This window comes from Nonomuraea sp. NPDC050536, assembly GCF_044457685.1.
Lineage (GTDB): Bacteria > Actinomycetota > Actinomycetes > Streptosporangiales > Streptosporangiaceae > Nonomuraea.
This window is the reverse complement of sequence record NZ_JBITHD010000021.1, coordinates 43569-69815: the sequence shown is the minus strand read 5'-3', so window position 1 is coordinate 69815 and position 26247 is coordinate 43569. Positions and strand designations below refer to the sequence as shown.

30 protein-coding genes are annotated in these 26247 nt (G+C 69.1%); 20 read left to right on the top strand and 10 right to left on the bottom strand.

Features of this window, described 5'->3' with window-relative positions; translation table 11 throughout:
* Nucleotides 1–6 precede the first annotated feature (6 nt).
* Nucleotides 7–771 (top strand): crotonase/enoyl-CoA hydratase family protein, encoded by a 765-nt coding sequence (locus ACIBHX_RS41315; RefSeq protein WP_397073065.1) that lies wholly within the window; start codon nucleotides 7–9, stop codon nucleotides 769–771.
* A gap of 34 nt (nucleotides 772–805) precedes the next feature.
* Nucleotides 806–1417, top strand: a complete 612-nt coding sequence (locus ACIBHX_RS41310; RefSeq protein ID WP_397073063.1) for a rhomboid family intramembrane serine protease — start codon at nucleotides 806–808, stop codon at nucleotides 1415–1417.
* A 135-nt stretch (nucleotides 1418–1552) separates the two neighbouring features.
* Here ACIBHX_RS41310 and ACIBHX_RS41305 read toward each other — a convergent pair whose 3' ends face one another.
* The 4 genes from ACIBHX_RS41305 to ACIBHX_RS41290 form a co-directional block, all read right to left on the bottom strand.
* Complete coding sequence (locus tag ACIBHX_RS41305; RefSeq protein WP_397073062.1) at nucleotides 1553–1795, bottom strand: hypothetical protein; 243 nt, start codon at nucleotides 1793–1795, stop codon at nucleotides 1553–1555.
* A 180-nt stretch (nucleotides 1796–1975) separates the two neighbouring features.
* Nucleotides 1976–2521 (bottom strand): TIGR00645 family protein, encoded by a 546-nt coding sequence (locus ACIBHX_RS41300; RefSeq protein WP_397073060.1) that lies wholly within the window; start codon nucleotides 2519–2521, stop codon nucleotides 1976–1978.
* A gap of 124 nt (nucleotides 2522–2645) precedes the next feature.
* On the bottom strand, nucleotides 2646–3755 hold the full coding sequence (gene serC / locus ACIBHX_RS41295; protein ID WP_397073058.1) for a phosphoserine transaminase: 1110 nt from the start codon (nucleotides 3753–3755) through the stop codon (nucleotides 2646–2648).
* A gap of 77 nt (nucleotides 3756–3832) precedes the next feature.
* The gene (locus tag ACIBHX_RS41290) at nucleotides 3833–4939 is read right to left on the bottom strand and encodes a citrate synthase 2 (RefSeq protein WP_397073057.1); all 1107 of its coding nucleotides are present in this window, start codon (nucleotides 4937–4939) and stop codon (nucleotides 3833–3835) included.
* A 176-nt stretch (nucleotides 4940–5115) separates the two neighbouring features.
* On the opposite strand from ACIBHX_RS41290, the gene pdxH reads away from it, so the two are divergent.
* Together pdxH and ACIBHX_RS41280 are read left to right on the top strand one after the other, a co-directional pair.
* Nucleotides 5116–5757: a pyridoxamine 5'-phosphate oxidase gene (gene pdxH / locus ACIBHX_RS41285; RefSeq protein ID WP_397073055.1), complete on the top strand. Its 642-nt coding sequence runs from the start codon at nucleotides 5116–5118 to the stop codon at nucleotides 5755–5757.
* A 10-nt stretch (nucleotides 5758–5767) separates the two neighbouring features.
* Complete coding sequence (locus tag ACIBHX_RS41280) at nucleotides 5768–7015, top strand: MFS transporter (protein ID WP_397073054.1); 1248 nt, start codon at nucleotides 5768–5770, stop codon at nucleotides 7013–7015.
* Here the strand turns inward: ACIBHX_RS41280 and ACIBHX_RS41275 are convergent.
* Nucleotides 6981–7607, bottom strand: coding sequence for a UdgX family uracil-DNA binding protein (locus ACIBHX_RS41275; RefSeq protein ID WP_397073052.1), 627 nt, complete (start codon nucleotides 7605–7607; stop codon nucleotides 6981–6983). The genes ACIBHX_RS41280 and ACIBHX_RS41275 overlap by 35 nt on opposite strands.
* Nucleotides 7608–7708: 101 nt before the next feature.
* Between ACIBHX_RS41275 and ACIBHX_RS41270 the strand changes: the two genes are divergently transcribed.
* From ACIBHX_RS41270 to ACIBHX_RS41260, 3 genes are all read left to right on the top strand, one after another.
* Nucleotides 7709–8413 carry a metal-dependent transcriptional regulator gene (locus tag ACIBHX_RS41270; RefSeq protein ID WP_397073233.1) on the top strand — a complete coding sequence of 235 codons (705 nt, stop codon included), beginning with the start codon at nucleotides 7709–7711 and terminating at the stop codon, nucleotides 8411–8413.
* Nucleotides 8414–8512: 99 nt separating this feature from the next.
* A complete protein-coding gene (locus ACIBHX_RS41265) occupies nucleotides 8513–10738 on the top strand; it encodes a SpoIIE family protein phosphatase (RefSeq protein ID WP_397073050.1) in 2226 nt (741 codons plus the stop codon).
* A 17-nt stretch (nucleotides 10739–10755) separates the two neighbouring features.
* Nucleotides 10756–11532, top strand: a complete 777-nt coding sequence (locus ACIBHX_RS41260; RefSeq protein WP_397073048.1) for an alpha/beta fold hydrolase — start codon at nucleotides 10756–10758, stop codon at nucleotides 11530–11532.
* Here the strand turns inward: ACIBHX_RS41260 and ACIBHX_RS41255 are convergent.
* Nucleotides 11529–11885: a MarR family transcriptional regulator gene (locus tag ACIBHX_RS41255; RefSeq protein WP_397073046.1), complete on the bottom strand. Its 357-nt coding sequence runs from the start codon at nucleotides 11883–11885 to the stop codon at nucleotides 11529–11531. The two genes, ACIBHX_RS41260 and ACIBHX_RS41255, sit on opposite strands and share 4 nt — an antisense overlap.
* A 20-nt stretch (nucleotides 11886–11905) precedes the next feature.
* Between ACIBHX_RS41255 and ACIBHX_RS41250 the strand changes: the two genes are divergently transcribed.
* Nucleotides 11906–12328 carry a MarR family winged helix-turn-helix transcriptional regulator gene (locus ACIBHX_RS41250; protein ID WP_397073044.1) on the top strand — a complete coding sequence of 141 codons (423 nt, stop codon included), beginning with the start codon at nucleotides 11906–11908 and terminating at the stop codon, nucleotides 12326–12328.
* Here ACIBHX_RS41250 and ACIBHX_RS41245 read toward each other — a convergent pair.
* From ACIBHX_RS41245 to ACIBHX_RS41235, 3 genes are all read right to left on the bottom strand, one after another.
* On the bottom strand, nucleotides 12325–12483 hold the full coding sequence (locus ACIBHX_RS41245; protein ID WP_214325422.1) for a hypothetical protein: 159 nt from the start codon (nucleotides 12481–12483) through the stop codon (nucleotides 12325–12327). The two genes, ACIBHX_RS41250 and ACIBHX_RS41245, sit on opposite strands and share 4 nt — an antisense overlap.
* 88 nt (nucleotides 12484–12571) lie before the next feature.
* Nucleotides 12572–12706, bottom strand: a complete 135-nt coding sequence (locus ACIBHX_RS41240) for a hypothetical protein (RefSeq protein ID WP_397073042.1) — start codon at nucleotides 12704–12706, stop codon at nucleotides 12572–12574.
* Between the two features lie 40 nt (nucleotides 12707–12746).
* Nucleotides 12747–13784 (bottom strand): HesA/MoeB/ThiF family protein, encoded by a 1038-nt coding sequence (locus tag ACIBHX_RS41235; RefSeq protein WP_397073040.1) that lies wholly within the window; start codon nucleotides 13782–13784, stop codon nucleotides 12747–12749.
* 46 nt (nucleotides 13785–13830) lie between these two features.
* On the opposite strand from ACIBHX_RS41235, the gene ACIBHX_RS41230 reads away from it, so the two are divergent.
* Genes ACIBHX_RS41230 through ACIBHX_RS41215 form a run of 4 tightly spaced genes read left to right on the top strand, consistent with a single transcriptional unit; the run spans nucleotide 13831 to nucleotide 15759 of the window.
* Nucleotides 13831–14253 (top strand): hypothetical protein, encoded by a 423-nt coding sequence (locus ACIBHX_RS41230; RefSeq protein WP_397073039.1) that lies wholly within the window; start codon nucleotides 13831–13833, stop codon nucleotides 14251–14253.
* Nucleotides 14254–14262: 9 nt separating this feature from the next.
* Nucleotides 14263–15117, top strand: a complete 855-nt coding sequence (locus ACIBHX_RS41225; RefSeq protein ID WP_397073037.1) for a hypothetical protein — start codon at nucleotides 14263–14265, stop codon at nucleotides 15115–15117.
* Nucleotides 15114–15476, top strand: coding sequence for a YbaB/EbfC family nucleoid-associated protein (locus ACIBHX_RS41220; RefSeq protein WP_397073036.1), 363 nt, complete (start codon nucleotides 15114–15116; stop codon nucleotides 15474–15476). Before ACIBHX_RS41225 ends, ACIBHX_RS41220 begins: the two co-directional genes overlap by 4 nt.
* Nucleotides 15469–15759 carry a YbaB/EbfC family nucleoid-associated protein gene (locus ACIBHX_RS41215; protein ID WP_397073034.1) on the top strand — a complete coding sequence of 97 codons (291 nt, stop codon included), beginning with the start codon at nucleotides 15469–15471 and terminating at the stop codon, nucleotides 15757–15759. The genes ACIBHX_RS41220 and ACIBHX_RS41215 overlap by 8 nt, the downstream gene beginning before the upstream one ends.
* Here ACIBHX_RS41215 and ACIBHX_RS41210 read toward each other — a convergent pair.
* Entirely contained in the window at nucleotides 15734–16879 is a 1146-nt protein-coding gene (locus ACIBHX_RS41210; protein ID WP_397073033.1) for an acyl-CoA dehydrogenase family protein, read from the bottom strand. The genes ACIBHX_RS41215 and ACIBHX_RS41210 overlap by 26 nt on opposite strands.
* Before the next feature lie 316 nt (nucleotides 16880–17195).
* On the opposite strand from ACIBHX_RS41210, the gene ACIBHX_RS41205 reads away from it, so the two are divergent.
* The 8 genes from ACIBHX_RS41205 (at nucleotide 17196) to ACIBHX_RS41170 (ending at nucleotide 26204) form a co-directional block, all read left to right on the top strand.
* Nucleotides 17196–18542 (top strand): hypothetical protein, encoded by a 1347-nt coding sequence (locus ACIBHX_RS41205; protein WP_397073031.1) that lies wholly within the window; start codon nucleotides 17196–17198, stop codon nucleotides 18540–18542.
* Nucleotides 18539–19300, top strand: a complete 762-nt coding sequence (locus ACIBHX_RS41200; RefSeq protein ID WP_397073029.1) for a class F sortase — start codon at nucleotides 18539–18541, stop codon at nucleotides 19298–19300. Before ACIBHX_RS41205 ends, ACIBHX_RS41200 begins: the two co-directional genes overlap by 4 nt.
* Nucleotides 19301–19475: 175 nt before the next feature.
* Nucleotides 19476–20798: a hypothetical protein gene (locus ACIBHX_RS41195; RefSeq protein WP_397073027.1), complete on the top strand. Its 1323-nt coding sequence runs from the start codon at nucleotides 19476–19478 to the stop codon at nucleotides 20796–20798.
* Nucleotides 20799–20804: 6 nt separating this feature from the next.
* The gene (locus tag ACIBHX_RS41190) at nucleotides 20805–21497 is read left to right on the top strand and encodes a class F sortase (protein WP_397073025.1); all 693 of its coding nucleotides are present in this window, start codon (nucleotides 20805–20807) and stop codon (nucleotides 21495–21497) included.
* Between the two features lie 26 nt (nucleotides 21498–21523).
* Complete coding sequence (locus ACIBHX_RS41185; protein WP_397073023.1) at nucleotides 21524–22168, top strand: hypothetical protein; 645 nt, start codon at nucleotides 21524–21526, stop codon at nucleotides 22166–22168.
* 58 nt (nucleotides 22169–22226) lie between these two features.
* A complete protein-coding gene (locus ACIBHX_RS41180; protein WP_397073021.1) occupies nucleotides 22227–23372 on the top strand; it encodes an acetyl-CoA C-acetyltransferase in 1146 nt (381 codons plus the stop codon).
* A gap of 488 nt (nucleotides 23373–23860) precedes the next feature.
* Nucleotides 23861–24022 (top strand): hypothetical protein, encoded by a 162-nt coding sequence (locus tag ACIBHX_RS41175; protein ID WP_397073020.1) that lies wholly within the window; start codon nucleotides 23861–23863, stop codon nucleotides 24020–24022.
* A gap of 13 nt (nucleotides 24023–24035) precedes the next feature.
* A complete protein-coding gene (locus tag ACIBHX_RS41170; RefSeq protein ID WP_397073018.1) occupies nucleotides 24036–26204 on the top strand; it encodes an FxsB family cyclophane-forming radical SAM/SPASM peptide maturase in 2169 nt (722 codons plus the stop codon).
* The last annotated feature ends 43 nt before the right edge of the window (nucleotides 26205–26247 follow it).

The window sequence follows — 26247 nt, the reverse complement described above, 5'->3', positions numbered from 1 at the left end:
GTCTGCGTGTCCGATGAAGTCCTCGTAGAGGAATCCGACAACGTCGCCATCATCACGATCAATCGCCCCAACCAGCGGAACGCCATCAACGGCGCGGTCGCGCGGGGGATCGCCGAGGCGCTCGACAGCCTCGACGCCCGCACGGATATTTCCGCCTACGTCCTGACCGGGGCAGGTGGCTACTTCTCCGCGGGCATGGACCTCAAGGGCTTCCTCACCGGCGACCTGCCCGTCGTCGAGGGCCGCGGTTTCGGCGGCATCGCGGAGGCCCCGCCCAAGAAGCCGCTGGTGGCCGCCGTCGAGGGCTACGCGCTGGCGGGCGGCTTCGAGCTGGCGCTGTCCTGCGACCTCATCGTGGCCTCGGAGGAGGCCAAGTTCGGCCTGCCCGAGCCCAAGCGCGGGCTGGTGGCCGGCGCGGGCGGCATCATGCGCCTGCCGCGCAGGATCCCCTACCACGTGGCCATGGAGATCGCCCTCACCGGCGACCACTACCCGGCATCGCGGCTGTACGAGCTGGGCCTGGTCAACCGCGTCACCGAGGCGGGCAAGGCCCTGGAGGGCGCGCTCGAGCTGGCCCGCAAGGTCGCCGCCAACGCCCCGCTGGCGCTCGCGGCCACCAAGCGGGTGATCATCGAGTCGCAGGACTGGCCGCTGGGGGAGATGTTCGCCAGGCAGGGAGCGATCATCAACCCGGTGTTCGGCTCCCAGGACGCGATGGAGGGCGCGGCGGCCTTCGCCGAGAAGCGCCAGCCCCAATGGAAGGGTATTTAGCGCGCCCATAGCCGTTCCCGCATACCGTTGAGGCATGGACCCCTCTCGGTTCGACTCGGTCAAGCGGGGCGCCGGCAGCCTCCTGTCCGGCGCCCTCGCCGCGCTGCTGCTCATGGTCGTGGTCCTGGCCGGCATGTGGGTCATCGAGATCTTCGACTACATGCTGAACGGCAGCCTCGACGAGGAGTTCGGCATCGTCGGCCTCAACCCGGCCGGCCTGCCGGGGATCATCTTCGCCCCCTTCCTGCATCACGGCTTCGCGCACCTGATCGCCAACTCGCTGCCGCTGCTGATCATCGGCTTCGTGGCGGCGCTGCGCGGTATCGGCAAGTTCCTGGCGGCCAGCGCGATCATCATCCTGCTCGGCGGGTTCGGCACCTGGCTGACCAGTCCCGGCACGATCACCGTCGGCGCGAGCGGCCTCGTGTTCGGCTACTTCGGCTACGTGCTGGCGCGCGGCCTGTTCGACCGCCGGGCGCTGGACATCGTCCTGGCCATCGTGATCGGCGTGGCCTACTACTCGATCCTGTGGGGACTGCTGCCCAACCAGCAGGGCATCTCCTGGCAGGGCCATCTCTTCGGCCTCATCGCGGGCGTGGTGGCCGCCTGGGTGCTCCGCCGCAAAGCGATCTCTCCGGCTCTCTAGGGCCTTTGATGCTGTACGGCGGGCCACGCCCACCAGCCGCCCGCCGTACTTCGGCTCAGGGCCCGCGACCGGCGCTTGCGGCGAGTCGGTGACACTCACCCGCCGCCACGGCGCACGGGACCCGCTGAGTTGCGTTCAGGCGGCAGGCGGGTAGGCGCTGCGTTCACGCGGCGGGCGGGCAGGCGCGCGGCGGCGGCCGGGTCGAAGAACCTGATGAGCGGCGTCGCCTTGGCGAACTGCGAGCGCGTCGAAGTGCGGATGGAAGATCACATGGGACCCGGCGGGGCCGAGGCCGGAAAGCAGCAGCACCGGCTCGCCAGATCCCTCCTCTTCCAGCCAGAGACCGTCGACGAGCCGGCCCTGCGGATGGCGGATCATGGCTCGACCCTATGGGCGTCCCCTGCTGAGCGCTGGCGCAATTCGGTCCTGCCACCGACGTCGCATCCCGTGCGCCGTGACGGCGGGAAAGCGTCCCCGACTCGCCGGAAGCGCCGGGCACGGGTCCTCAGCCGAAGTGCGGCGGGCGGCCGGTAGGGCGGCTTGCCGTAAGAGATCCGGCTACAGATGGGTGCGCTCGGCGGGGGAAGCGGACAGGAGTTTGTCGATGATGGCCAAGCCGATGGCGGAGACGACGAACGTCAGGTGGATGATGGTCTGCCACATCATCTTGTCGTTCGCGGTCGTGCTGGCCTTGATGAAGGTCTGCAGCAGGTGCACCGACGAGATGCCGACGATGGCGGTGGCTAGCTTGACCTTGAGGACGTTCGCGTTCACGTGCGACAACCACTCCGGCTCGTCGGGGTGGTGCTTGAGGTTGATGCGGGAGACGAACGTCTCGTAGCCGCCGACGATGACCATGATCAACAGGTTGGAGATCATCACCACGTCGATGAGGCCGAGGACGGACAGCATGACCGTGACCTCGTCGAAGGCCTTCTCGCCGCGGAAGGTGCCGCCGAGCAGGTGCCACAGGTCGACCATGAACTGCCAGACGTAGACGCCCTGGGCCACGATGAGGCCGAGGTACAGCGGCACCTGCAGCCAGCGGCTGGCGAACATCAGATAGCCGAGGCCCTTCGGCCGCGTATCTGGAAGGGCACTCACCCGTACATCCCCCGTAACATCCGAACGTTCTTCCCCAACTCTACGGAATCAGCTCAAAGCTACGGAAATGCACCCGAGGCGAGCACGTCATCTGACGACGTGCTCGCGCTCCCGAGTGAGGTGACTAGAGGCGCTCGACCACGTAGTCGACGCAGGCCGTCAGGGCCTCGATGTCGGCCGGGTCGATGGCCGGGAACATCGCGACGCGCAGCTGGTTGCGGCCCAGCTTCCGGTACGGCTCGGTGTCGACGATGCCGTTGGCGCGCAGCGCCTTGGCGACGGCCGCCGCGTCGACGGAGTCCGCGAAGTCGATCGTGCCGACGACCTGGGAGCGGTACTCGGGCGCGGCGAACGGCGTGGCGAACTCGGACTTGTCGGCCCAGCCGTACAGGATGCCCGAGGACTCGGCGGTGCGCGCGGTCGTCCAGGCCAGCCCGCCCTGGGAGTTCATCCACTCCAGCTGGTCGGCCAGCAGGAACAGCGTGGCCACGGCGGGGGTGTTGTAGGTCTGGTCCTTGCCGGAGTTGTCGATGGCGATCGGCAGGCTGAAGAACTCGGGCACGTAGCGCCCGGAGGCCGCGATCTCCTCGACGCGGGCCAGCGCGCGCGGCGACATGATCGCGATCCACAGGCCGCCGTCGGAGGCGAAGCTCTTCTGCGGCGCGAAGTAGTACACGTCGGTCTCCGCGATGGAGACCGGCAGGCCGCCCGCGCCGGAGGTGGCGTCCACGAGCACCAGCGAGTCGTCGGAGCCGACCCGCTTGATCGGCATCGCGACGCCGGTCGAGGTCTCGTTGTGGGTGAGCGCGTAGACGTCCACGCCCTCCTCCTCGACGGCCACCGGGTGGGTGCCGACCTCGGAGGAGATGACCGACGGCTCCGACAGCCACGGCGCCTTCTTGGTGACCGCGCCGAACTTCGAGGAGAACTCGCCGAAGGACAGGTGCTGCGACTTCTGGCGCACCAGCCCGAAGGCCGCGATGTCCCAGAACGCGGTGGTGCCGCCGTTGCCCAGCACGACCTGGTAGCCCTCGGGGAGCGAGAACAGGTCGGACAGCCCGGCCCGCACCCGCCCGACGAGCGATTTGACCGGCTTCTGGCGGTGGGAGGTGCCCATGTACTCGGCGCCGGAGGCGGCGAGCGCGGCCAGCTGCTCGGGTCGAACCTTCGAGGGCCCGCAGCCGAAGCGGCCGTCGGCGGGCTTGATGTCAGCGGGAATCACGATGTCAGCCACCTTGCTGAGCCTACCGAGCCCGCTGGAATGACTCGGCCCGGGTCCGCGATTTGAGACCCGGGCCGAGACGCGTCAGTTCAGATGGTGCCGACGACCTCGGCGGCACCGGGCACGTCGCTGAGGGGGCGCGACGCGGGACCGATGTAGTTCGCGCTGGGGCGGACGAGCCTGCCCGTGCGCTTCTGCTCCAGGATGTGCGCGGCCCAGCCGGCCGTGCGGGCGCAGGTGAACATCGAGGTGAACATGTGCGCGGGAACCTCGGCGAAGTCGAGTACTACCGCTGCCCAGTACTCCACGTTCGTGGCGAGCACCCGGTCGGGCTTGCGGGCGTGCAGTTCCTCGAGCGCTGCCTGCTCCAGCGCCGCGGCGACCTCGTAGCGCGGCGCGTCGAGCTCCTTGGCCGTACGGCGGAGCACGCGCGCCCGGGGGTCCTCGGCACGGTAGACGCGGTGGCCGAAGCCCATCAGCCGGTTGCCCTTGTCGAGCTCCGACTGGACGTACTTCTTGGCGTCGCCCAACTGCTCGACGCCCTCGATCATGTGCAGCACGCGGGCGGGGGCGCCTCCGTGCAGCGGGCCGGACATCGCACCCACGGCGCCGGACAGCGCGGCGGCCACGTCGGCGCCGGTGGAGGCGATGACGCGGGCGGTGAACGTTGAGGCGTTCATGCCGTGCTCGGCCGCGGAGGTCCAGTAGGCGTCGATGGCCTTGACGTGCTTGGGGTCAGGCTCGCCGCGCCAGCGGATCATGAAGCGCTCGACGATGGTCTTGGCCTCGTCGACCCGCGACTGCGGCACCATCGGCAGACCCAGGCCGCGGGCCGACTGGGCCACGAACGACAGGGCCATCACCGAGGCGCGCGCGAGCTGGTCGCGGGCCTCCTCGTCGGAGATGTCGAGCAGCGCCTTGAATCCGTAGGCCGGAGCCAGCATGGCCAGCGCGCTCTGCACGTCTACCCGGATGTCACCGGAATGGACGGGGATGGGGTACGGCTCCGCCGGAGGCAGCCCCGGCTGGAACTTGTTATCGACCAGCAGGCCCCAGACGTGCCCAAACGGGACACGGCCCACCAGCTCTTCGATGTCGACGCCGCGGTATCGAAGGGCGCCCCCCTCTTTGTCCGGTTCCGCGATCTCGGTCTCGAAGGCGACTACGCCCTCGAGGCCGGGTTTGAAGTCGGACATTCTCGGCCGCCTCCCTTTCTTGCCATGTTCCGGCAATGCCTTGATGTCGAGATACCGGCGGGTCAATTTAACCCCCTTGCCGCATGTGCTCGGGCTCCGGACCCGCCGAAACGCGAAAGCCGCAGGTAGAGGGTGTTGTGTGGGATCTTCCACTGAGCGCGCAAGAATACCGTCTCGTGGAGTCCACCTCGCTTCCAGGGCTGCGTCACTCGTACGAGGGTGAGCCGTTGCTCGAGTCCGACGTCGCCGCCGATCCGATATCGCAATTCGCCATCTGGTTCCATGAGGCCCTCGCCGCGGGCCTGCCGGAGCCGAACGCCATGATCGTGGCCACCGCCTCCGCGGGCGGCCGGCCGAGTGCCAGAACCGTGCTGCTCAAGGGCTACGACGAGACCGGCTTCGTGTTCTACACCAACTACGAGTCGCGCAAGGGCCGCGACCTGGCCGAGAACGCCCGCGCCTCGCTCGTCTTCCCCTGGCACCCGATCCGCCGCCAGGTCCGGGTCGAGGGCTCGGTCGTCAAAGTGCCGCACGAGGAGTCCGCCGAGTACTTCAAGTCCAGGCCGTACGGCTCGCGCATCGGCGCGTGGGCCTCCCGGCAGTCCGCCGTCGTGCGCTCGCGGGAGGAGCTGGACGCCAGGTACGCCGAGCTTTCCGCCCGCTGGCCGGAGGATCCGCCGGTGCCCGACTTCTGGGGCGGGTTCCGGGTCATCCCGTCGGAGGTGGAGTTCTGGCAGGGGCAGCTCGACCGGATGCACGACCGCCTTCGCTACCGGCGCATCCACCCCGGATGGGTTCTGGAGAGGCTTGCCCCGTAACCTCCGTTGGATGGCGATAGGGGAGTTGGTCAAGCGTCATCTGATAGACACCCGGCCACTCGCTGTACCCACCTACCGGCGGGTCTGGATCGGCCAGGCCGTCTCCCACATCGGGCTCGCGGTCACCGTCGTCTCCGTCAGCCAGCAGGTGTGGACGCTCACCCACTCCTCGCTATGGGTCGGCATGCTGGGCCTGGCCAACCTGCTCCCGCTGGTCGTGTTCGGCCTGTGGGGCGGCGCCGTCGCCGACGCGGTCGACCGGCGCAAGCTGCTGCTCGTCGGCTCGCTGATCGCCTGGTCGAGCACGCTGCTCGTGCTGGTGCAGGCGCTCATCGGGCTGGACGACGTCTACTTCCTGCTGGCCACGGTCGCGCTGGGCGCCACCGGGTTCGCCATCAGCTCGGCCACCAGGGGCGCCATCATCCCCAGGATCATCGGGCCCGAGCTGGTGCCCGCGGCCAACGCGCTCAACTCGCTGGTCTACAGCCTCGGCGCGATCGTCGGGCCGATGATCGGTGGCGGCGTGCTGGCTTGGGGCGGATTCGCCTCGGCCTACGCGATCGACGCGCTGCTGTTCACCGCGAGCCTGTACGCGGCCTTCCGGCTGCCGGCCCTGCCGCCGCTCGGCGAGGTGACCAGGCCCGGCGCGAGAGCCGTCTACGAGGGATTGCGCTTCATCGCCGGCAGCCGGGTGCTGCTGATGTCGTTCGCCGTGGACATCGTCGCGATGGTGTTCGCCCTGCCCCGGGCCCTGTTCCCGCAGCTGGCGGCCGAGAGCTTCGGCGGCTCCATGATCGCGCTGGGCTGGCTGAACTCCGGCATGGCGATCGGCTCGGTGGCCGGGGCGCTGTTCTCCGGGTGGGTGGGCCGGGTCAGGCGGCAGGGACTGGCGCTGGTCGCGGTCATCGCCGTGTGGGGGCTGGCGGTGGCCGCCGCGGGGCTCACGCACCAGCTGTGGCTGGTCGTCACGTTCATGGCGCTGGGCGGCGCGGCCGACGTCATCTCGTCGGTGTGGCGGCAGTCGATCCTGCAGCTGTACGCGCCCGACGAGATGCGCGGGCGGCTGCAGGGCGTCTTCATGGTCGTGGTCGCCGGCGGGCCGCGCCTGGGCGACCTGCGGGCAGGCGTCACCGCCGCCGCCTTCGGGCTCACCGGCGCGTTCGTGGGAGGCGGGCTCGCCTGCGCGATCGCCGTCGTCCTCGTCGGCCTCGCCGTACCGGCCTTCAGGAACTACGACGCGCAGCGGCGGCGATCCTGAGATCGTCCAGGAAGCCCGCGTAGGCCTCGTCGCGGTCCGGTGCGCGCAGCACCGCCGAGGGGTGGATGGTGGCGACCGCGATCGCCTCGCCCAGCGGCAGCGGCGTGCCGCGCTGCTTGGTCACCCTGAACTCCTTGCCGAGCAGCGAGCGGGCGGCCGTCGCGCCCATCACCACGATCACGTCCGGCTCGACCAGGGCGAGCTCGGCCGCCAGCCACGGTTGGCAGGCGTCGATCTCGGCGGCCGTGGGCCGCTGGTGGATGCGCCGCTTACCCCTCAGCGTGAAGGAGAAGTGCTTGACGGCGTTGGTCACGTAGACCTCCGCGCGGTCGATGCCGGCCTCCTCCAGCGCCCTGTCGAGCAGGTGGCCCGCCGGGCCCACGAACGGGTGGCCCTTGCGGTCCTCCTGGTCGCCGGGCGTCTCGCCGACCAGCATGAACCGGGCGTGCGCCGGGCCCTCGCCGAACACCGTCCGGGTGGCGTTCCTGTACAGCCCGCAGCCCTGGCAGCAGGCCGCGGCGGACCGCAGCGCGGTCAGACTCCGCTGGTCGGGAAGGAACGGGGCAGCCCCGTTGTTGCCATCCTTTGCCATCGTTGGTCGTTCTCCCAATAGGGTCTTGTGTTACTCCTGTGCCCGAGGCCGACGGGCTCAGTCCCCGCCACGACCGGCGTAGCATTCAGATGGGAGGAGCCTTGACCGCACACGGCCTGATCGACACCACGGAGATGTATCTCCGCACGATCTACGAACTCGAGGAGGAGGGCATCGTCCCCCTCCGCGCGCGCATCGCGGAGCGGCTCCAGCAGAGTGGCCCCACCGTGAGCCAGACGGTCGCCCGCATGGAGCGTGACGGCCTGGTGAAGGTGGAAGGTGACCGTCACCTGGCGATGACGGACCTCGGCCGCACCCTGGCCACCCGCGTCATGCGCAAGCACCGCCTCGCCGAGTGCCTGCTGACCCAGGTCATCGGGCTTCCCTGGGAAGAGGTGCACATCGAGGCGTGCCGCTGGGAGCACGTCATGTCGGAGTCGGTGGAGACCCGCCTGGTCACCCTGCTCGACAACCCCACCACGTGCCCGCACGGAAACCCCATCCCCGGCCTCGGTGAGCTGGGCGCTCAGGAGGTCCCCGAAGGGCCGGAGAGCACCCTCACCTCGATGTCCGACCTTGCGGGACCCAGAGATATACCCGTCGTGGTCCGGCGAATTAGCGAACAAGTGCAAAGCGATCCCGCTGTGATGCTTAAACTCAAGCAAGTTGGGATACAACCCGGACGCGAGGTGACGCTCGCGGCGAGCGACGACGGTGTGCGGGTGACAGGTGACGAAGACGCGAACAGCATTCCCGCGGAGCTTCCGCGTGAGGTTGCCGCGCACGTTTTCGTCACGAGGAACTGATCCCAACAAGGAGACCCTCCTCTCCGCTCAGGTCATCACTGTTGCAGGAGCGCCCGTGGTTCGCTTTTCGCACATGCCTCCCCGAGGAGTGGTCTCCGGATGAAACGTTGGGGGGATCTGTCACAGGACGCGGCTGATCACCTGGCCGCCGGGGCCGTCCTGGACCACGCCGAGATGGCCGTCGTCGTGACCGACCGGTTCAGCAACCTCCTCTACTGGAACCCCTTCGCGGAGAAGCTGTTCGGCCGTCCCGGCGGGAAGCCCGCCCAGCGCGACACCTCGGTCCTTTCCCTCGGCATCATGGAGAAGGACCACCCGCTGGCCATCGAGCTGGCCAAGCACGTGCTCAAGGGCGGCGTGTGGGAGGGCACGTTCGACGTGCGCAGGGGCGACGGGACGATGATCTACGTCCGCGCCCAGGCCGTGCCTCTGCGGCACGAGTCCGGCTCGGTGACCGGCATCGTCATCACCGCCCGCGAGGCCATGCGCAGCAACGAGCGCGAGAAGGACCGCTTCGGCCTGCTCGAGCGCATCGGCGAGCGGCTGGCCGGCTCCCTCTACGTGGAGGAGACGCTCAAGCGGGTCGCCGAGATGCTGGTCCCGCAGTTCGCCGACCACTGCTTCATCGAGTTGATGGAGGGCGACCGGCTGGTGCGCCGGGTGTCGCAGCACGTGCAGGGCTGGGACCCGCCGCCCGGCACCTGGATGCCGGTGGGCGCCGAGATCCGCTATCCGACCGGCCACTACGCCGACACCGCGCTGCGCCGCCAGGAGACGATCATCGTCGAGGACTTCGCCGCGTCCAGCTTCCCCAGCCCCAGCGAGGGCAGCGCCAAGTTGTGCGGCGAGGTCGGCATGACCTCGGCCATCGTGGCGCCGCTGTGCGTGCGCGGCGAGACGCTCGGCCTGATGTACCTGGGCCTGTCCAACCTGACCGACCGGCGCAGCCCGCACTACGACGCCTTCGACCGCGACTTCGTCGGTGCGATCGGCACCCGGGTGGCCCTGGCCATCGACAACGCGCTGCTGTTCGAGGAGGAGCGGCACACCGCCGAGTCGTTCCAGAAGCACCTGCTGCCGCGCGCGCTGCCCCAGCTCGACGGCCTGGAGATCGCGGTCCGCTACTACCCGGCGGCGCCGCTGGCCAGCCACGGTCAGGGCATCCAGACCCAGGTGGGCGGCGACTGGTACGACGTGATCCCGCTCAGCGCGGGCCGGGTCGGCATCGTCATCGGCGACGTGGAGGGCCGCGGCGCCAAGGCCGCCGCCATCATGGGCCAGCTACGGGCCGCGCTGCGTGCCTTCGCCCAGGACGACAAGTCGCCCGCCGACATCCTGGCCAGGCTGGACGAGTGGACCCGCATCATCGCCACGCCGGAGCAGGACGACAGCGGCGCCGACATCAGCATCCCGCCCATCGTCACCTGCCAGTACCTGGTCTACGACGCCTGGTCGCGCCAGCTGTCGTTCGCCAACGCCGGCCACGCGCCGCCGCTGCTGCTGGTCGACGGGCAGTGCGTCGAGCTCGACATCGAGGAGGTCGGCCAGCCGCTGGGTGTGCGTGCCAAGGGCCTGCACGCCGACCTGGTCTACAAGGAGGAGTCGCGCACGCTCCCGCCGGGCGCCGCGCTGCTGCTCTACACCGACGGCCTGGTCGACCGGCGCCCGGGACGCGACGGCAGGATGCCGACGGACGCCGAGACGCTGGGCGTACTGACCGAGAAGCTGTCCAAGATGGCCGACGCCGACGTCGAGCGGATCGCCGACGCGGCGACCGTCGCCGTGCCCGGCGAGATCGACGACGACATGGCGATCCTGGTCGTCCGCTCGGCAGACGCCGACCTGGACGTGGAGGAGCGCGCGTTCCCCGCCCAGCCGATCATGGTCAGCGAGGCGCGGCGGATGGCGGCCGACGCCTTCGCCAACTGGAACGTCCCCGAGGAGCGCGCCGAGCTGGCCTGCCTGCTGGTCTCCGAGGTCGTCACCAACGTCGTGCTGCACGCCGCCAGTGCCAGCATCCCGCGCAGGGAGCTGGTCGTGGAGGGTCCGCCGCTGCCGTTCGAGGAGTCGTGGGACATGCCCGGCTTCGAGGATGAGGTCGTGGGGGAGAAGGAGTTCACGCTGCGGCTGCGGCGGGGCGAGGAGGCGGTCTGGGTCGAGGTGTTCGACCAGGACCTGCGGCTGCCCCGCATCCGCAGCGCCGGCGAGAACGACGAGGGCGGGCGCGGGCTCTACCTGGTCGACCAGCTCGCGCGGCGCTGGGGATCGCGCCCCACCAGGGAAGGCAAAGCCGTCTGGTTCGAGATTCCCACCCGTAGCCGCTGAGTGGTTCACTGCTGGCCATGGAGCTGGCTTTCGAGCGCCGCGGCACGGGCGCGCCGCTGATCCTCATCCATGGCATCGGTCACCACTGGCAGGCGTGGTTGCCGGTGATGGACCGCCTGGCCGCGCACCGGGATGTGATCGCGGTCGACCTGCCGGGCTTCGGGGTGTCGCCGGGGCTTCCCGAGGGCACGCCGTACACCGCGGAGACCCTCGCCGACGCGGTCGAGTCGTTCTGCACGGTGATGGGGCTGCGCGAGCCGCACGTCGCGGGCAACTCGCTGGGCGGCTACATCGCGCTGGAGCTGGCCTCGCGCGGAGTGGTGCGTACGGCTACCGCGCTGTCGCCAGCCGGGTTCTGGTCGCGCGGCGAGCTCCTGTGGTGCCAGAGGGTGCTGCGGGCCACCCGGGCCGCGGCCAGGTCGATGCCCGCCGACCAGGCCATCAGAACGGCCGAGAACCCGATCGGGCGGGCCGTGTCGGCCGGGATCATGGTCGCCCACCCGTCCAGGATGTCGCTGACCGCGCTGGTGGCCGCCACGCAGGCGCTGGGCGCCTCGGCCGGGTTCGACGAGACGCTGGCCTCGTTCACCGACCTGATGCCGCCCGCGCCGCCCAAGACGCCGATCACGATCGCCTGGGGCGAGCACGACCGGTTGCTGCTACGGCGGCAGGCCGTGCGGGCGGCCAAGTGGTCGGGCCAGCGGGTCAAGCTGCTCAGGGGCTGCGGCCACGTGCCGATGAGCGACGATCCCGAGCTGGTGGCCCGGGTCGTCCTGGAGGGTAGCGCGAGCTAGCCCAGGTTGTCGCACATCCGGCTGAGCACGCCGACCGTGGCGAGGTACTCCTCGTCGCTGATGCCGTCGATCGTGCGCTTCCTGATGCCGGCGACGCGCTCGGCGATGCGCGTGTGCGCCTGCCTGCCCGCGTCGGTGAGGGTGTCGCCGTCGAGCCAGCCGCGGGCGCGCAGCTTGGCCACGGCCTCCTCGACCCCGTCGAAGGGGCTCATGGCCTGCTCGGTGCGCTCGCTCAGGGTCGCGTAGGTGTTGAGCGCCTGCCACTCGCGACGGCTGACACCGTCGAGCGCGCGCTCCATGCTGTCTTCCAGCAGGTTGTCCAGCTGCTTGAGGTAATAACCGATGGGTCTCATGCATGTACAATAGCAACTATATGTACAAAGACAAGGAAATTGCCGCGATCGAGCGCGCGATGGTGGCCATCCGCCGTCGCCAGCGCAGGCGCACGCTCGGCAAACGGGCCGGTGCGGCGCCCCACTTCGACGTGCTCGACGTGATCGAGGAGAGCGGGTCGGTGACGGTCTCGGCAGTGGCCGAGGCGCTGTCGGTCGACCAGCCGAGGGCGAGCAGGCTGGTGGCGGCGGCCGTCGAGGAGGGGCTCGTCAGGCGGGTCGCCGACCAGGCCGACGGGCGCCGCGCCCTGCTCGAGCTGACCGACGCGGGCAGGCAGGCGCTGGAGGCGGCGCACGCCGGTCGCCAGGCGGTGTTCGCCGAGGCCGTGTCCGGCTGGACCGAGGAGGAGCGGGCGTCGTTCGCCCGGCTGCTGACCCGGTTCGTCGAGGGATTGCCGGGCTAGCGCAGGGTCTGACCGTAGATGAGGAGCATCGCGATGATGAAGACGATCATCACGCCCGCGTAGCCCACCGGTCCGAGCCTGAGCTTGCCGCGCACGCGGTTGAGTGCCCAAGCGAACAGGAGAGCAAGGAAGACGAGGAGGATGGCGCCGCCCATGCTGTCCAGTATGCGGTGCTAAGTCATGGCGCGCGCGGAGTCTGTCGGACGGGGTGGGCGCGCAGGGGGCACGCGCCCACCGTCCGCGTCAGTTTCCGATGCTGTTGCTGAGGGGCCAGCCCGTGGTCTCGGTCCTGTCCAGCCGGCGAATCCTGATCTTCACCGTGGATTCCCGCTCGTCCAGGTCCGGAAGAGCGGGGACGATCTCTTCAGGTTGTGCCATGGGACCTCCTGAGTATGAGATTGACTCACGAAAGTATGAATCACCACATCTGCCTGTCAAGGCCGCAAATTTCACACCCGTCACGCGGTGTCGGCCGGACGAACGTGATGTCGCCGGGGCAGGCGAGGTTGATCCCGTAGGCGTAACCGGGCGCGGTGTCGGGGACGCCGGTGATCAGGGAGATCACCGCCTGCGCGGTCATCAGGCCCGCCAGGCCCGCCGAGGTCGACAGCACGCCGGGCCAGCCGTGGTCGGCGTAGACGCCGCGGCGCTCGCCCTCGGCCAGCAGGCAGGCGTAACAGGGATATCCGGGGGCGAAGACGCCCACGGACACCATCGGGCCCGTGTACCCGCCTCCCGCCCACGGGATGCCCGCCCGGTCCGCCCAGTGACGGATGCCGTCGGGGCCCTTCGGCTCGTCGGCGCACAGGGCCAGCACGTCGAAACCGGTGGTCGCCTCGATCAGTTCCTCGGCAGTGGTGATCCGGGTGGCGGCTCCGGTGACCTGGATGCCGGAGTTCACGGCTCGGAGGGCCTCGACGGTCGCCTCGGCCTTTCCACGGCCCACGTCCTGCTCGCCGTACAGCTGCCTGTTGAGATTGGACGGCTCCACGGTGTCGGGGTCGAGGCAGTGCAGGGCGCCGACACCGGCGGCGGCCAACGCACGGGCGGCGTGGGTGCCGACGCCGCCCAGGCCGAGCACGAGGACCTTGGCCCGCTTGAGGCGCAGCTGGAGCTCCCACGGGGTGTCGCGGGGGGTCAGGTCGGTCCAGCGGAAGTAGTCGAGGTTGCGGGCGTAGCGGTCCTGCTCGGCCGCCGTGAGGTCCGGCGAGTCGGCGGCTGCCTCCTCGATGTGCCCGGAGGCGAGCAGCGCCTGGACGACCTCCTCCGATCCGGGGAGACGGCAGATGATCTCGTCCGTGGTGCGGGTGCCGTCCATGAGTTGAAGCGCCTGCCAGGCCAGGCCGGTCGGGTCCTCGATCTCGGCGGCCAGCCCGTGGATCTCCCCGCCGATGCGTATGTCACCGTTTGGGAGGAGACGGGGCTGATGTTCCGGTTTGACGCTCGGCCGCCTCATGGGCCGGGATTGTGCCACATGGAGTATGTTGTGCACTGATCTTCAGATGATCACATGGAAGGGGGTGTCGGTGTCCGACGACATCCTGGCGGGCCTGCCTGACAACCTGCGGCCGAGCGAGCCCGTGCCGACACGCGCGAAGCTGGACGGCAACCAGGGCTACGCGGTCGCGACCGGCAACATCGAGACCTTTTCCCGCGTGATGTCCATGGCGTCGGTGACCATGCACGGGCTCGAGCGGAGCACGCCTCGCTTCGAAGGCTGGAACCTGGCGCCGGGCGCCGGGGTGCCCGTGATCGGACTGCTGTTCGTCAACCGGCTCAACCGCATCGCCGACACCTGGTCCGACTGCGCCCGCCTGCTTCGCGAGGTGCTGGAGGACGACTCCAAGAAGCTGGCCTCCGTGGCCGCCCGCTACCGCACCGCCCATGGGGCGGCCGAGCGCGCCGTCGATCACTCCCGGGCCTGAGAGGCTGCCATGGCCAAGCTGAACTTCCCTGACGACCCGGCCGCGTCGGCGCCGAGGCAGATGCACATCTACGGCGCGGACGGAAAGATCGTCAACACCGTCACCTTCGGCACCGACGGCAAGATCGCCAGCCCTTCGGTCATGGGCAAGGCCACGGCCAAGCAGGCGTTCGACTTCAAGAAGCTGCTCGAGGACATCCGCGGTCACAGCAACCCGATCAAGGTCGGCCTCAGCACCGCCGGGTTCGGGGTCGCGGGCGCGGTGCTCTTGCTGGCCGTCGTGTCGAACCTCGGCAATCCCGTGCTCTTCAGCGATCGGCGCGAGGAATGGAAGGCGCAGCTGGAGGGGCTCAAAGGGGCCGCATGGGATGTGTGGCTGAGCTACTTCAGCGATGTCGCGCCCGCCTGGCGGGGGCATGCCGTCGAGATCTTCCAGCAGTATCTCCGGTTCAAGCTGATCGGCATGTTCGACCAGCTCGCCGCCATCGCCAAGGAGATGAGCGGCACGATGAACAACCAGTACAAGGAGGTGCTGACCTATGACTTCTCGGCTCTGGCGCTGGCGGCCACCGCCGCGCCGGTCTTCCGTGCCCTGCTGAAGTTCAGCGCCCACCCGGTCGGGAGGGTCGCCCTGCTGTCCCAGTCCGTGATCTTCCTGGGGGCGGCGGCCAATATGGTGAAGCAGTTCGCCGACACCTTCAACAAGTACCAGAGCGAGCTCAACGATCTGGAGCTGAAGCTCACCGATCTCACCGGGATCTTCTATCTGATGGGCAACCCCGCCGTCGGCCCCCGTGAGCTGCACATGGATCCGAACGTGACCGACATCAGCCTCTGGACGCCGCTCGAAGAGGACAAGAAATGACCGGCGGCGATCTGCACGGGCTGCTCGGCCAGATCGAGGGCATGGTCGAGGCGTTCTCCGGCGCGCTGCGCGAGCTGGAGGAACAGAAGGTGACCGGGCGTGACGCGACCGGCGGCGTGGCGGCCACCGTGTCCGGCTCCGGGCGGCTGCTGAGCGTGGACATCGCGGGCCGGGCGATGCGCGACCTCGACCACGTCGCGCTGTCGGGTGCCGTACGGGAGGCCATCGAGGCCGCGCGCGTGGCGATGGCGGAGGGTGTCGATGCGGCGGTGCAGGCCATGGGCGGCGGAGGCAGTCCCACCGGTGACCCGCTTGAGGCGTTCTTCGACGCCGCGCTGAGGGAGACCGACCATGGATGAACTGGTCGATGAGTGGAGCGAGCGGCACTTCACCGGACAGGGCGATCGGGGCGGCGTCGTGGCGAACGTGGATGCCGTCGGCAACCTGCTCGCGCTCGAGATCAGCGCCATGAGCAAGCGGCGCCTCGACGGGCCCGCGCTGGGTGACGCGGTAGTCGCCGCCGTGCGGGCCGCCGAGGAAGCCGCCTCGGAGGCGCAGGCTGTGATGCTGCGCGGGCTGCATCCCGGGCTGGCCGAGGCCCAGCAGGCCTTCGAGGCTAGAAGCCGAAGGAGCGGCCGATGATCTCCTTCATGATCTCGGTGGTGCCGCCGTAGATGGTCTGGACCCGGCTGTCCATCCAGGCCTTGGCGACCGGGTACTCCAGCATGTAGCCGTAGCCGCCGTGCAGTTGGAGGCAGCGGTCGATGACCCGGTTCTGCAGCTCGGTGGTCCACCACTTGGCCTTGGCGGCGTCGACCACGGTGAGTTGCCTGGCGTTGAGCGCCTGGATGCACTTGTCGACGTAGTGCCGGGCGATCTCGGTCTCGGTGGCCAGCTCGGCGAGGACGAACCGGGTGTTCTGAAACTTCCCGATATTTCGGCCGAAGGCCTGTCGTGTCCGGCAGTACTCGATGGTCTCCTCCAGTACGGCTTCCGCCGCCGCGACCGCGCCCACCGCGATCGACATGCGCTCCTGCGGAAGGTTGTTCATCAGCTGGATGAAGCCCTGGCCCTCCTGCTTGCCGAGCACGTTGGCGGCGGGGACGCGTACGTTCTCGAAGAACAGCTCGGCCGTGTCCTGCGCCTTCATGCCGATCTTGTCCAGGTTGCGGCCCCGCTGGAAGCCCTCCATGCCGCGCTCGACGACCAGCAGCGTGGTGCCCCTGGCGCCCTGCTCCGGGTCGGTCTTGGCGACCACGATCACCAGGTCGGCGTTGATGCCGTTGGTGATGAACGTCTTCTGGCCGTTGACCACATAGTGGTCGTCCTCGCGGACCGCGGTGGTTCTGATGCCCTGCAGGTCGCTGCCGGCTCCCGGCTCCGTCATCGCGATGGCGGTGATCAGCTCGCCCGAGGCGAAGCCGGGCAGCCAGCGCTGCTTCTGCTCCTCGTCGGTCAGCTCGACCAGGTAGGGCGCGATCACGTCGTTGTGCAGCGAGAAGCCGAGCCCGCTTGCGCCCGCCCTGGTGATCTCCTCCAGGATGACCGTGTTGTAGCGGAAGTCGGTGATGCCCGCCCCGCCGTACTCCTCGGGGACGGAGAAGCCGAACATGCCGAGCTCGCCGGCCTTCTTCCAGACCTCCCTCGGCACGATGCCGTCCTTCTCCCACGCGGCGTGGTGGGGGACGACCTCGCGGGCCAGGAACTCACGCACGGTCTCCTTGAAGAGCAGGTGCTCCTCGTCGAAGAGGTCTCGCTGCATACGGGCGCCTCCAGAACCTGATTCTGTTACCCGAAGGTATACCCGGTCGCGCGCGGGTTGTGACAGCTCTTCTAGGCGTAGAGGTCCCCGAGGCCGACCAGCGCGTGCTCTCCCTTCTTGGCGACCGCACGAAGATCGTCATCGAACCCGGCTCCGCCGTGGCAGGCCAACGTGGCCCTGCTGGTGTCCTTGCTGAGCGCATCAGGTGGCTACGGGTTCATCACAAGTGTTGGACGACGCGCCTTTTTGACCTCTATCGCGGTGGTTGGACCCTAAGATCTACCTTCGGTCTATTGGGTGATCTGGAGTGTGTGCCGTGAGTCGGTGGCGCAAAGCGTTGATCGCCGCAACGGTCGGCGTCGCGGCATCCGCCGCCTTATCGATCTCGATGTCCCCCGGCCACGCCGAGGCATCCCTCGTGGCGAAGTACAACTGCACCGGCGGGGTCGCCGGAACCGAGGGCGTCCAGCTCGAGGCGCTGATCACGCCCAAGCTGGCCGAAGGCGGGATGCTGAACGTCGGGTGGTCGCTGAAGTACCTGGGCAATCGCCGGTTCGGCTCTCCGGGCTTCTTCGCCAAGGGGTCCCAGCTGAACCTCGAAGGCATCGTGGACATCGTCGGCGCGTGGAACGGCCAGCTGCGGCCCAAGGGCGGCAAGGCGCAGGACGCCCTCGTGCCCGGGGCCCAGCTCGTGCTGCCCGACGGGCTCTCCGACGCGGGCTCGGTGCAGCGGCCAGGGACCATCCGGGTCACGCCTGGCGCGCTCGCCGTACGGTTCACGCCGGCCAAGGGCGAGGTGATGGTGAACAACCACAAGCTCGCCTACCCCGGCGGCACCTGGACGCGTGAGAACACCGAGGCCGAGTTCGGCGACTACCTCAACGACCTGCACAAGACCGCCGACCTGGGTGCGGTGGCCAAGCTGGACTTCACGGGGACACAGGTCTCCTACATCAGCCGCCGCGAGCGTGACCTCAGCAAGATCCGGATTCTTCTCGACGGTCACCCGGTCACCGACGGCCTGGTGGAGCCCGGCAAGGACGCCAACGGCACCCCGATGACCGGCACCAAGGCCCAAGAGACGCTCTGGACCTCGCCCGAGCTGCCGTACGGCCCGCACTCCATCGAGATCGAGAACGCCGAAGCCGGCACTGCCTACGTGGACGCCGTCAAGGTGGTCACCGGTGAGCTCACCGAGCCGCCGCTGCACGACCAGGCGAGCTGCACGCTGATCAACGACCCGGGCTCGATCGACATCACGGTGCCCGGCGCCACGCCCACCTCGCCGACGCCCACGAACTCGGTCACGCCGACGACGACGGGCACGCCCACGAGCACCCCGACCACGACGACCTCCTCCCCGGGGCACGTCGGCACCCCGACCGCGACCGCCACGAACGGGATGGGACAGGTGATCGTGCTGCCCAGGGCCACCGGGACCAAGACCGTGACGGCCACCGCCAGCCCGACCTCCACCAAGTACGTCAAGGCGCAGGTGGCCAAGACGCCCAAGGGCGGCGTCGAGACCGGGGAGGCGCCCGAGCAGGGGCGGCAGCCGTACGCCCTGATCGCGGGAGGATCCGTGCTGCTCATGGGCAGCGCGACCGGCGGCCTGCTGCTACGGCGGCGCCGGGCCGAGCACGCCGGAGGGATGACCCGATGAAAACGTCAACGAACAAGGTCCTGCCCGGCCTGCTGATCGCCGGCTCGCTCGGCGGCGTGGGCGCCATCATGGTCGGCCTGCTGTCGCTCGCCCCCAAGGTCGACGACGGCTCGGGGCCCGGGCCGCAGCCGCAGGGCAGCACCGTGCAGATCCAGAACGCCGGAGCCTACGACCTGCCGCCGACCGTCGGACCCGGCGGCAAGAACGTCCCGCTGATGCCCGCCCGCCTGGACGCCCCGCCGCCGGCCGCCGCGGCGCCGATCGTGCCGCCCATCCCGCCCGCCAAGACCAAGACCAAGCGGGCCACGCCCACGCGCATCAAGATCCCGGCCATCAAGGTCAACGCCCCCATCGGGCCCGTGACGGTCGACATCCAGGGCGCCCTGGACACGCCGCCGCTGGGCAAGCCCAACCGGACGGGCTGGTACCGCTTCAGCCCCGTCCCCGGAGAGCTCGGCCCCGCGATCATCAACGGCCACGTCAGCACCAAGCGGGGAAGTGCCGTCTTCTACCGCCTGCACGAACTGGCCAAGGGCAACCAGATCTACGTCTACCGATCGGACGGCAAGGTCACCCGCTTCACGGTCAGCGGTGTGGAGCAGGCCAGCAAGAACTCCTTCCCCACGGCCAGGGTCTACGGCAACACCAGCAACGCCCAGCTCCGCCTCATCACCTGCGGCGGCGTCTACAACAAGACCACCCACAGCTTCTCCGACAACATCATCGTCTACGCCACCCTCTCCAAGAAGAAGGGCTAACCCCGGCTGGCGCGGGGGCCCTGGTCCGGCGGCGTTCGATGAAGTACTGATTTGATGACGGCTTTATAGCTCGGAGGATATTTACAGACGGAGTTCGTATGTTCTCAACCCAACCGTGACCAACAGCTGCAATCCTGGTACGCCTGTTGAACCTGCGCTGAAACGGAGATGGACAGTGCTGACGTCCAAGGCGCGGCGCCGCCTCGCCCAGAAGACTTCTGCCTTGGGGATCGTAAGCACGCTTCTCCTGTTCACCGGCGCGGCGCTGGCTGTTTCATCCCCTGCGCAGGCGTTAGTCGATCCCGTGTCGACGTGTACGACCACGTCCATGGACAGCGTCACTGTGCCGATCGGCACCGGCACGGGCGGTGACAAGGGGCCGAAGCACATCGTCTACACCTGCACGGGCACCGCGATCACGGGCTCGCCGACGGTGGACCTCAGTGTTTCGGTCGACTCGGTGCAGTCCGGTAGCTCGTTCGACGTTTCGCTGGCCATCCCGCAGCTGACCCTGGCGACCGCGGTCACCGCGGCGTCGACGATGCAGGTCGACGGGAAGCTGACCGTGACCAACGGCACCGTCACCGATGCGGGCGCCAAGCAGGGCGGAGCGATCACGACGTCGCAGCCGACGAGCGTTCCGGCGACGACGGTGAAGTACAAGGTCAGCCCCACGACCGGCAGCACCGGATCGGTCACGATCAAGCCTGGCGATCTGAAGCTGACCGTGCAAGCCGGTTCGGGCGGCGGTGGGACCGGGATCGATGTCGTCACGTACAAGTGCACGGCTGGCAGCACGGACACGATCGGGCAGACGGTCAAGATCAAGACGACCCTGACCCCGCCCACGAGCGCCCAGACGAATCAGCAGTTCAGTATCGGTTGGAGCGGCACCTACGAGACCGGCTACGAGCTGAAGGCGCCGAGTACGGGCACGCTGACTCCAAAGATCTTCGCCTATGCCACGATGACCGGAATCAGCGGACTCACCTCGGCTACAGGTGAGGGAACCCTCGGCACGATCACGCCTAACGCGACGATTCCGCTGCCGTCGTCGGGCACGGTGAGTCTCAGGGCGATGCCCAGCACTGTGGGTACGGTGACCGTGAAGCCCGGGAAGCTCAACTTCGGCTCGAACGCGTCGACCGGCAACCAGCCCATGATTGAGTGCATTGTTCAAAACGACTCGGAGCTCAAGACCTACACGTTCTCCGTGACCGCCGGTAGCTCCAGCTCGTCGACGCCCACCAACTCCAGCACCAGCTCCAGCACGCCCACGACTACGCACACGCCCAAGCCCACCAAGACCACGACGAGGTTTGTTACGGCTACGCCGACCAAGAAGAGCTCCAAGACGCCGAAGGCGGGGGCCGAGACTGGTGGGGGTGGGGAGATCGGGCCTGATGGGCGGGTGTTCATGCTGGTCGGCTCCCTGCTGATTCTGGGCGCTGGGGCGGGAGGGCTCGTGCTGCGGCGCCGTGGGCTCGGTAAGGGCTGACCCGGGGTGGGGCTGAAGGGTGCGCTGATCCTGACCGCCGTCGCCGGAGTTGTGGCGGTGGTGGCGGGGTTGCTGATCGTGATCAAGTCGCCCGGCGAGTACGGGCTGGACAGCGGCGGACGCGATCAGCTGCAGTTGGCCGCGCAGCCGAGCGGGATGCCGCAGCAGGCGCTGTTCAAGGCCGCCCCGACCGTGCCGCCGCCGCTGCCCGCGCTGGTGCCGGCGCCGCCGTTGATGCCGTCGACGCCGAAGCGGATCGTGGTCAAGCGGCTCGGCATCAGCGCGCCCATCGAGTCGATCGGGCTGGCCAAGGACGGCACGATCGAGGTGCCGCCGGTGGAAAAGGCCAACCTGGCCGGGTGGTATCGGGAGATGTCCACCCCGGGTGAGGCGGGTCCCGCGATCATCCTGGGGCACAAGGACACCAGGACCACGGGCGCGGTCTTCAGCAAGTTGTGGGAGATCCGGAATGGCGACACCATCGAGGTCAAGCGCCAGGACGGCCTCACCGCGGTCTTCACGGTCGGCGGTGTGGAGCAGGCGAGCAAGAAGACGTTCCCGACCCAGCGTGTTTACGGCAACCAGACGAACGCTCAGCTACACCTGATCACGTGCGGCGGCACGTACGACCGCACGATCGGTCACTACAAAGACAACATCATCGTCTATGCGACGATGACGAGCTCCTATCGAGGCTGACACCCGGAGGGCGCGACATGGGCTGGATGGCGAAGCGGAGATTGCGTACCGGCCCGACGGCCGCGATGCGCACCAGGCCGTCCAGGGATGAGCTGCTGCGCATCGTACGGCTGGCCGATCCGGAGGCCAGGGCGGACGGCGACGACATCGTGGCGGCCGACGTCCGGGTGCACGCCCCGGAGCAGGCCGAGACGGACCTGGTGGGCGGTGAGCTGGACCGCGTGTGGGCGTGCCGCGTGAGTGCCGAGGGGCCGCTCCCGTTCGACTACTTCGACCGCTTCCTGGCGGAGGGCATCGCCTTCCGGCTGGGCGGGCTGGCCGTCTGCCGGGGCGAGGTGAGCGACCCGGCCGACGTCGAGGGCAGGGGCGGCCCGGCGGTGATCGTGCCGGAGAGGCCCACGGATCTGGCGCCGCTGGAACCCGGCGAGGAGGAGTTCGTCTTCGAGGGTGACGGGGTCCGGGCGGTGGTGGTGCCGCAGAAGGAGGGGCCGCCCGCCGTACAGGAGCTGGTGCCTTTCGCGACCGAGCTGACGGCGATCGAGCTGCGCGGGGAGGACCAGGCCAAGCTGGGCGCGCTGGCGCTCGAGCTGGCCGACAGGTTGAACGGCGTGCCGGTGGACCGGTGGCGGTTCAGGATCGAGGCGGAGGGGGACCTCCTCCCTCCGGAATAGCATTCTGTTGTACGCTCCATGAGTAACCGAATATTGCTCGGTTTTCCATGGAGGCACTGTGGCAGAGGCGTACATCGTCGGGGCGGTCCGCACCCCGGTCGGCAAGAAGAAGGGCGGCCTGTCCACCGTCCACCCCACTGACCTGGCCGCTCACACGCTGAAGGCGCTGGTCGACCGCACCGGCGTGGACCCCGCGGCGGTGGAGGACGTCGTCATGGGGTGCGTCATGCAGTTCGGCCCCCAGAGCATGGACATCGCGCGCAACGCCTGGCTGAGCGCGGGCCTGCCGGAGACCACCGCCGGCGTCACGATCGACAGGCAGTGCGGCTCCTCACAGCAGTCGATCCACTTCGCCGCGCAGGGCGTCATGTCCGGTACGCAGGACCTGGTGGTGGCCGCGGGCGTCGAGTCGATGAGCATCGTGCCGATGGGCTCGTCGATCACCGCGGCCCTGGAGAAGGGCATGCCGTTCCCCTTCGGCGACATGTGGGTCGAAAGGTACGGCAAGCAGGAGATCTCCCAGTTCCGCGGCGCCGAGCTGATGTGCGAGAAGTGGGGCTTCAAGCGCGACGAGCTGGAGCAGTTCGCCTTCGAGTCCCACCAGCGCGCGGCCAAGGCCATCGCGAACGGCTACTTCAAGGACCAGATCGCGCCCGTAAACGGCGTCGAGGACGACGAGGGCCCGCGTCCCGACACGACGCTGGAGAAGATGGCGGGTCTCAAGACCCTCAAGGAGGGCGGCCAGATCACCGCGGCCACGGCCTCGCAGATCTCCGACGGCTCGGGCGCGGTGCTGATCGCCTCCGAGCAGGCGGTCAAGGACCACGGGCTCACCCCGCGGGCGCGGATCCACCAGCTCGCGCTGATGGGCGACGACCCGGTGTTCATGCTGACGGCGCCGATCCCGGCGACGCAGCGGGCGCTGAAGAAGGCCGGCATCTCCATCGACGACATCGACGTCGTGGAGATCAACGAGGCGTTCGCCCCGGTCCCGCTGGCCTGGATCAAGGAGCTCGGCGCCGACCCGGCGCGCGTCAACCCCAACGGCGGCGCGATCGCGCTCGGCCACCCGCTGGGCGGCACCGGCGCGATCCTGATGACCAAGCTGCTGCACGAGCTGGAGCGCACCGGCAAGCGGTACGGCCTGCAGACGATGTGCGAGGGCGGCGGCCAGGCCAACGTCACGATCATCGAGCGGCTCTGACCCGTTGACGGCGAACGGCGCCCCGGTCTCGGTGTGAGGCCGGGGCGCCGTCGTTTGCGGGGGTCCCGTGGCGTTTCGGGACGCGCGCCCGCGATTTACTACCATCCTGGTAGTAGATCAGCGGCCCTTCTGCGGGATGCGACGCGGCGGCGCGATCGGCCGCTGCGGGACCTTGGGCATCTGGCGCGGAAGGTCGGACTTGTTGGTCTTCTTGCCTGAACGAACTCGCATAAAGCATGGCTCCTTTACGGGACTCTCGACGCGGCCGTGGCCGGTCGACAAGCTCAGCTGCCGCGTCTGGTCGGGCGGGTGGGCTGATCTCGGCGAATCACAGGTAAAGGCGCATGCCCATGACGATAGGGGGACGCCCCGGAGGGACACAACCGATTAAATCCGGCGTCCGTCCACTCTTGCCAGCGGGGCAGAAGCCAGGTACGTAATCACCTAGAGCCATGTCATTTACCGCTCTTCCCGACAAAGGACGGCTAATGAACGGCAATGGTGATGAGTCAGGGATCGTGTCGTCGCTGGCGAATCTGAACGGGGTCACGCTCTCCGGGATCGACGACGCGGACGTCGCGACGCTGCTCGACAGGTTCCGGCTCGCCCATGACGAGGGGCAGGTCGCGGCGTTCAACTCCAGCATCTGACCGGCTCAGGGCTGTGGGACCGCCGTTCCGGCAGTTCGTGCTGAAGGTGCACAGCCGCTGCGATCTGGCCTGCGACCACTGCTACGTCTACGAGCACGCCGACCAGAGCTGGCGGGCCAAGCCGATCAGGATGTCGGAGCAGACCGCCCGCCTGGTCGCCGCGCGCATCGCCGAGCACGTCACGAGCCACGGGCTCGACCGGGTCCACGTGACGCTGCACGGCGGCGAGCCGCTGCTGGCGGGCGTCGCCGGGCTGGAGGCCGTCCTCGGCGCGCTGCGCGCGGCGCTCGATCCGGTGTGCGATCCGGTCCTGCAGGTGCACACCAACGGCGTGCGCCTGGGCGAGGAGTTCTGCGAGCTGTTCGCCAGGTACGGCGTGCGGGTCGGCATCTCGCTCGACGGCGACCGAGAGGCCAACGACCTGCACCGCCGCTATGCCGACGGCCGGAGCAGTCACGCCGCGGTGCTCCGGGCCATCGACCTGCTCAGGGCGCGGTATCCGGGCGGGTACGCGGGCCTGCTGTGCACGATCGACCTGGCCAACGACCCGATCGCCGTCTACGAGGCGCTGCTGGCACTCGAACCGCCCAGGATCGACCTGCTGCTCCCGCACGCCACCCACGACCACCCGCCGCCGGGCCGGCCGGGCGACTACGCAGCCTGGCTCATCAAGATCTTCGACAGGTGGGTGCGCGACGGGCGCCCGATGGGCATCCGGCTGTTCGATTCCGTGCTGGGCCGCCTCAGGGGAGAGCCGAGCAGGACCGAGGCGATCGGGCTCGAACCCACCGATCTCATCGTGGTCGAGACCGACGGCTCGCTGGAGCAGGCCGACTCGCTGAAGACCGCCTACGACGGCGCCCCCGCCACCGGGTTCAGCCTCACGGACACCGGGTTCGACGCGGCGGTCACCCACCCCGGCATCGTGGCCCGCCGTACCGGGATCGAGGGGTTGTGCGAGACCTGCCGGGAATGTCCTGTGGTCGGGATCTGCGGCGGCGGGCTCTACGCACACCGGCACTCGACGGCGAACGGCTTCGCCAACCCGTCGGTCTACTGCGCAGACCTGCTCGGGCTCATCACCCACATCGAGGCGCGGGCGGGGACCCCACCGCCCTTGCACACGCTGCTCGCGCGCCATCTCGACGAGCTGTCCGAAGGGTACGGCTCGGCCGCGGCGATCACCGCGCTGGCTCAGGCTCAGCTCAGTATCGCCCGAGGGCTGGCAGCGGCGGTGCACAGGTCGGACGCCGAGGCCTGGCGGGAGCTCAACCGGATCGAGCGGGCACGCCCCGACATCCTCGCCGACCTGCTGCTGCATCCGTACTTCCGGGTGTGGGTGCTCGACCACCTCGCGCCTCCCGGCAAGGATCCCGGCTACCTGGCCAGGCTGGCGGTGGCCGGTCTGGCCCGCGCGGGGCTCGCCGGCGCCCTGACGATCCAGCCTGACCCCGAGGGCGCGATCTACTTCCCGACCGTGGGCCGCATGACGGTCGCGCCCGGTGAACCCGTCCGCGTTGAGACCGGCGAGGACGGGATCGTGACGGCAGGCGCGGGCTGGGAGCCCGTCCGCACGCTCACCACACACGGCCTGCGTGTGCGGATCGAGGACCTCGACCCGTGGCGGGACTGCCACCACTGGCCCCCTGCCTCCCGCCTGCCCGAACAGGAGATCCAGGCATGGCAGTCCATGCTCGGCGACGCCTTCGAGCTGATCCCGCCCGAGTACGCGGACGCGCTCGCCGCCGGGCTGACCACGATCACCCCGCTGGCTCCAGGCGGGGCCGAGCGCAGCTCGACGGCGCGGCACGCGTTCGGCGCCGTCGCGGTGGCCAGGCCGGGCAGCCCGGAGAGCCTGGCCAAGCTGCTCATGCACGAGTTCCAGCACGTGAAGCTGGGCGCGGTGCTCGACCTGTTCGAGCTGACGATCCGACGCGAGCCCGAGCCCCGCTATCGCGTGGCATGGCGGGACGACCCGCGCCCGCTGGAAGCCATCCTTCAGGGGACATATGCGCATATAGCGGTCACGGATTTCTGGAGAACACGCCGGGAGGACGAATTCGCGCGATGGCATTCCGCCACCCTCGACGGTGCCCGCATCCTGCTGGACTCCGGCCGCCTGACGCCCCTGGGCGAGCGGTTCGTCGGCGGAATGCGAGCGACGCTCGCAGCCTTTTACTGAATTCATCCAGGGTCGGCTCCCCAGCTCCGAAATTTCCTATATT